7 protein-coding genes are annotated in these 5930 nt (G+C 47.0%); 2 read left to right on the top strand and 5 right to left on the bottom strand.

The window, feature by feature from the left end; genetic code table 11:
- Both ACP5P5_RS13225 and ACP5P5_RS13220 read left to right on the top strand, forming a co-directional pair.
- A partial coding sequence (locus ACP5P5_RS13225; RefSeq protein ID WP_428286586.1) for a T9SS type A sorting domain-containing protein occupies positions 1-1146 on the top strand: 1146 nt, incomplete at its 5' end.
- 57 nt (positions 1147-1203) lie between these two features.
- Positions 1204-1626, top strand: a complete 423-nt coding sequence (locus ACP5P5_RS13220) for a hypothetical protein (protein WP_428286585.1) — start codon at positions 1204-1206, stop codon at positions 1624-1626.
- 511 nt (positions 1627-2137) lie between these two features.
- Here ACP5P5_RS13220 and ACP5P5_RS13215 read toward each other — a convergent pair.
- The 5 genes from ACP5P5_RS13215 to ACP5P5_RS13195 all read right to left on the bottom strand — a co-directional run bounded on the left by ACP5P5_RS13215 (position 2138) and on the right by ACP5P5_RS13195 (position 5210).
- Positions 2138-3247, bottom strand: a complete 1110-nt coding sequence (locus ACP5P5_RS13215; RefSeq protein WP_428286584.1) for a hypothetical protein — start codon at positions 3245-3247, stop codon at positions 2138-2140.
- 318 nt (positions 3248-3565) lie between these two features.
- Positions 3566-3739: a hypothetical protein gene (locus ACP5P5_RS13210; protein WP_428286583.1), complete on the bottom strand. Its 174-nt coding sequence runs from the start codon at positions 3737-3739 to the stop codon at positions 3566-3568.
- The gene (locus tag ACP5P5_RS13205; protein ID WP_428286582.1) at positions 3732-4007 is read right to left on the bottom strand and encodes a hypothetical protein; all 276 of its coding nucleotides are present in this window, start codon (positions 4005-4007) and stop codon (positions 3732-3734) included. Before ACP5P5_RS13205 ends, ACP5P5_RS13210 begins: the two co-directional genes overlap by 8 nt.
- Positions 4008-4038: 31 nt before the next feature.
- Complete coding sequence (locus ACP5P5_RS13200) at positions 4039-4497, bottom strand: DUF5675 family protein (RefSeq protein ID WP_428286581.1); 459 nt, start codon at positions 4495-4497, stop codon at positions 4039-4041.
- Positions 4498-4571: 74 nt separating this feature from the next.
- Positions 4572-5210, bottom strand: a complete 639-nt coding sequence (locus tag ACP5P5_RS13195) for a DUF6266 family protein (RefSeq protein ID WP_428286580.1) — start codon at positions 5208-5210, stop codon at positions 4572-4574.
- Positions 5211-5930: the final 720 nt, after the last annotated feature.

Raw genomic sequence — 5930 nt, 5'->3', positions numbered from 1 at the left:
GGACCAAGTGTTGCCGGTAGTGCTGCTAATCAGTATATTCAACCGGGCCAATCCATTTTTTTACAAAATGATTTCACTACCAATACCCGCCAATTTATTGTAACCGAGGCGAATAAAAATACCAATCCCGCTAATTTAACCGGGGTATTTTCCCAGGCTGCACCCATGACCAAATTGTACCTGACTTTATTGAATGCCCAAGGGCAAACCCGCGATGGGGCTTTATTGGCACAACGCAGCGATTTCCATAACTCATCTATTATTGGGGAAGATGCCCATAAATTCCGGAACCCCACCGAAAATATGGCCTTCCATGCTCAAGCACAAAACTGGAGTATCCAAAAAATACAGCAATTGGCCCTAGGCGATACCCTGCCGGTTGCCTTGTGGAACCTGCATCTCCATGAACCCTACACCTTTGTGGCCGCCGGGGATCAAATCCCTGCCGGTTGGGCTATTTATGATGCCTATACCCAAAAACTCTATCCCGTGAACAACGGCGACACCTTACGCCTGTCGTTTACCCCAACCACCGATACCGCCACTTATTTGCACCGCTTTAGCGTGGTTCGCACCCAGGCCTTAACCAATGCGTCCGCCATTGGTTTGCAGGTGCAAGCCATGAATGGGGGCTACCATTTATTGGGCACTGCGCCCGATAACCTGGCCGCTACCGGTCCCGATTATACCTTTGAACGCAGTACCGATAGCCTGCATTTTATGCCGGTGGGACAAGTTGCCAATGTGCATGATACGGCTTTTGGCTATGTGGATATACCGACGCCTGCCGGTACCCTCTGGTACCGCATTCGGGCCTTAGCTGCCGATCGTACCTTGTATTCCAATATCGTTCGGGTAACCGCCCTTGGGAAAGATAGGCAAATCCGCATTTACCCCAATCCCAGTGATGGACAAAGCATTGCCCTAAGTACGGAAAACCTGCCAACTGGGCTATACTATATTCAGTTGTACAATAACAATGGGCAGCGGGTGTATGCCAATCAAATCAGTATTGGCAATGGCAGTTCGGCACAGGCTTTGCAATGGAATACCCGTTTGGCAGCCGGTACTTATTATTTACAATTGTCATCGGTGCAAAACCCGGCGGTACAATTTACCCAAACCCTTATTATTCAAAACCATTAATTTTATCCGGTGAATCTGAAGCAGCTATATTTATTTTGTCGCAATGCCTGCCTGATTTTGGCCTTCGTATGGGCAGCGATACCGGTTCAAGCCCAGTTGGGTGGGGGACTGGGATTGGGCAATCCCTTGGGGGGGGGCGTGAACAATAGACCAATGAACGGAGGGCAGCAACGTTATGGTATCGGCAATAGCCGCTTACAAATCAGCAATGGCATCAGCAATGGGGCCATTGGCTTAAGCCCTGATCCAACGGCACCGGGCAATACAATAACACCAATTACCGGAACCAATGCACCTACCATAGGTACTTTTGGGAGTCCGGGAGGTGGGGGACCCGGTAGTGGAGGTAACCCACCCGGAGGCGGGTACTTTTCTGCACCCCTCGATGGTGGTGCTATCATTTTAATTGTATTAGGCTTGGGGTTTTTCCTTCAACTTCGGCTTCGGGAATACAAAAAAGATACCCATTTACACTCATAGTAACCTAGCATACCTAGCGGGTGTACTGCCATTCCATTTGTTTGGTCTGTTGGCTTGGGATAGCCATATCTGTTTTCAATTCCACCGCTGTTCATTGCATGGGAATTAAAGGACCACCCTTGGTCAGCACCCATTTCTCGTGGTATTGGGTAAATGCTATCGGTGGGTGTCCCCACCAACCGAAATGGAACGAATATGGGTTGCCAACACCGCAGCATCCCCCCATAAGCTTCCATCAATGTAATAAACTTTGTGTGAATAGGTACAAAGAAAAAAGCTCTTGCCAAAGGTAGATACTGCGGGGAAGGGAGCGTGATGTGGTTGGTGGGGACACCAACCACTAGGGAAAAAATTTGTTACAAACAGTGCAGCCTCCCGGCAACATTCCTCAACGCAAATGGCTTTGTGTAGAGAAGCTACTGCGGGGAAGAAGTAGAGGTGGCAGGTGCGGAACACACCATTTGCTATTCCATCCAATAAAAAGGGGAGCTACCCACCGCTCCCCTTTGTTTTACCACTCCGCCAATTTATTCCGCATCTCCAGCAATAAATCTTTTACTTTCCGCAATGCTGAAGGTTCGGGTTGGTAATACCGGCTTTTCAGCGATTCTGCCGCAATGGGCTTATTGGTACCCGTTTGCACCCATTGTGCCCAGCTGCGAAAATAGTCCATCATTACCCGGTGCTGCAATACGCCGGTTTCCTGTAATAAACGCATTATAATGGCCAATTCGGAAAGGGTAAGGCGGGTATTCAATCGATGCAATTTGTCATCGCTTACTGCTGCAAGGCAGGGCTGCTGCCAAAGCTGCAATTTTTCCCGTTCTTTTTGTACCAAAGCCAATAGCGCGGCACCGCAGCCCTGTTTGTGAGGGTACAAGGCCGGCTTCTGTTCCTGCTGCCATATCAATATGTGTTGTTCTATTTCTAACCAGTATTCCAAGGTCTCGGTCAGGCTTTGTGTATCTTGGGCCCTATTCACCCAACAATCAAATGCCTGTGCAATGAATATAGGGTCATTGCAATTTTCTGATAATAGCAATAGTAACAAACGTTCTGCACCGGCGCTATCGGTAGGACAATCCAGTCGGGTTACCATCTTTATCAATTGGCATACCCGATGCATTTGTTCAAAATAGAGGGTTTCGTCATTTTCAAGTCTGCGAACCACTATTTGTACACAACAGTCATACATGGCATGAACCGGCACATTGCCCCGGCCCTCCCGCCATTGTTGTAATAGCTCCATGCATTGGTGGCTATGGTATTGCTTTACAAGTTCGGGTACCGGGCCTATAAAGGGAATATTGGAGTATTGCCGGTGTAATAGGGTATACAAAACCACCCATTCGGTAACCAGTGCATCCAGCTTATGGACTGCAATGGGTTTGCCTTCCCCGTATTCGGCAATGCCGTTTAGCCAATCATGACAATGCGCTTCCAATGTTTGTAAGTCGGAAGGGTTAATTGCTTCCCGCGTCTTGATACGATTTTGCAGCGATTGCCGTAAACTCAGTACAATGGGGATAGCAGCTTTGGCTTGTTGTATCCATATGTGTAGGTTTGCGTTTGAAAAGCATACCTGTAACAAATGCTGTAATTGATGGATCAATGATAGCATACGATATTGGATTTTACTATTTTTAAAATATATGTTGAATATAGTTAATGTTGGATATGGTTATATATGTTATAAAATATATTTATTCACAAATGGTCAATAATATTTCTTTGTTATTTGAAAATAATTTATTACATACAGGCCTAGATGGAAAAGCATCATTCAACCCGGGTATTGCATAAGCTGTTGCAGTGGCAAAAAAATTTAAATGGTTAGAAAAATGGTCAGCAAGGTCATTCCGTTAGAGTTACTATTTGTACACCCTTTCTTGAACGGTTCAATCAAAAAGCCATCGGTTTTTGGCCGATGGCTTGGAACTTATCGGCGTTTTTTTCGCCACCATTGTAACAACAGGGTAGTGCCATAACTGATTACCGCACCCTCTATGGCCAATAGGGCCGTATGAAAGGGCTCACTCGATTGTAGGGCCTGCCACCACGCAGTAAGGGTGCCGCCAATCGTAGCAATGAGTACCGGTCGCTGTTCACTCATCTACCGCTTGGTTGTTGGGCTCCGTTGCCGGATTGTCCGGCGGTAGCGGCGGGGTGGTGGCATCTGCTGCTACGGTTAACTGACTAATGGCACCGGCAACCGTGCCGGCAGTGAGCACATAACCGGCTACTGTTACCACCAAGGGCGGTAAACTGACCGGTGCCGTTAAAATAGCCGTGGCTATTGCGCTTAATGCCAATGCCAGGCTGCGCAGTCGCTTAAAAAATAAAGGTGTGGGCGCCTGGGCCCTTTGCCAAATTTGTTGCATAATTGTTCGTTTTAATTGTAAAAAAATGGGTTTACCATTGCCCCGGCCGGGCCAGGGTTTTGAGTTGGTCTTGCACATTCAAAATCAATAACTGCACTTTTTCATCCCGATCAAAAGCCGGTTGCAGGTATTCCAATAACTCCTGCATGGCCTGTCGCGATAAAATACCCCGTCCGGCTCCTGTTAGTTGCTTCACCGGTGCCAAACAACCCCGCAATTCGCGTAGGGCATCATTGGCCGGATGAATCAGAATGCCTTTTCTGGAAGGCACTTCCAATACGGCGATATGGGTGCCGAAACGGTCATTCTCCCTTCGTTCCAGGGTGTACATGCCTTCAGGAATACAGGAAATTTGGGGCAAATTCTGTTGCCAGGGTAACTCAATGGTATAGCCAATCCGTTGTTGTTGACGCCAGAGTTCTCCATTGGTACCTTCTTTTTGATAGGTTCTGAATAAATACAATAACATAGGTTGATTTTTTGTAACCATACCCCCTGCTTTACAAGCACTAAGCAGCGAATCAGTGGGGCTATTTGCTGTGCAGCAAGGGGGTATCGTTGGGTTTACAATACAGCTACCTGTCCGGTGTACAGGCTATTGGCGATTTCTTTGCCATCGGCAGAGATAAAGCCCATCCAGGTTTCAACGGTTTTCCCGCTAAACTGACTTACGTCCATGATTGCCTGCTCTGTACTGCGTGCAGGACCATTCACCGTGTAAATGGCATGGAGGGTATCCGGACAATACACGGTAATCAGGGCAATATCATCATCCTTGGCCTTACCGGTATTGCCGTTATTGGTCCAAATAAAATTCACCTTACCAACAGTGCCGGCAACAGCACCCACATTTTGGGCATTGGGTAAATCGCCCCGGCTCAGCAGCAACATGTTGTATTGCAAACTAATGTTGGGGTACAAGCCCGTGGTGCCATTTTTCAGGTTATAACTCAGCGCAGCATTCAAAGCGGTTTGTTTTTGCGCTGCTTTTTGAAACCCTACCTGTACCATTCCTTTTACGCTTTGTAAAAAGCCGGTCATCAGGGTAAACCGCATTTGCTGGTCAAGCTGTGCCAGCGTTGCTTGTCCTTTTTTGGGGGCAGATTTGCTGCGGATGTAGTCAATACCCCGCCAGTTACTGCCCACAACGGTACCCACTTTCCCATTCACAGGGCCCAGGATACCTTTGGTAATTCTTGCCATAGTGTTTTGTTTTTAAATGGTTAGCAATGGCCATTACTTCTCCGCGGCTGAAGTGTTGGCGTTACGGCAGCTAAACTAGTAGCGAGTAGAGGCGTTTTCTTGTACCTACCATACCGGTACACCGGTACAAGGCCCTGTCGGGTTGAAAACAATCGGATAAAAAAGTTGGGGCAAAATAGGAGAATAGGAATGGGTACACCCTAACCCTAGGACACTAAAAGTAGTAGAGGATGGATGATAGTCCGGAAAAGACTGGTGGTGTTGTTTGGCGGCTATGTAGGAAATCCCTGGGCCGGACTTCGACGGGTATTTGGCAACACCCATACCAAAAGCACACTCCTTCGGCATTTGCCGAAACAATATCGAACTTGCCTCGAATCTGTCTCGAAGCAGGTATGAACCCATCCGAAAATTATTTTTATCCGTTGAACGATGGTACTATGGGTAGATAGTTGCACCCATGAAAAAGGAACTATTTTTTACTATTGGTTGGGGTCTCCATCAATCGAAATGCAATGGATCATTGTTGCAAATGGGGCAACTACCCATCAGGGAAAAATGTGCAAAAATGGAAGCAAGCCCCGGAGTAGCCTTTTTGATGGAGCCTTGATTTTTTTGTCACTTTTTGTATCCAAACAAAAAGTGAAGGGAAGAATAGTAGTAGTAAACTTACCATTGCTTCAGCAAACGAACTTTCATTCATTATACCATAAAATCATC

Source organism: Hydrotalea sp. (genome assembly GCF_049968455.1).
GTDB lineage: Bacteria > Bacteroidota > Bacteroidia > Chitinophagales > Chitinophagaceae > Hydrotalea.
Note: the sequence above shows the minus strand (reverse complement) of the source record. Positions and strands in the feature narration are given on the sequence as shown.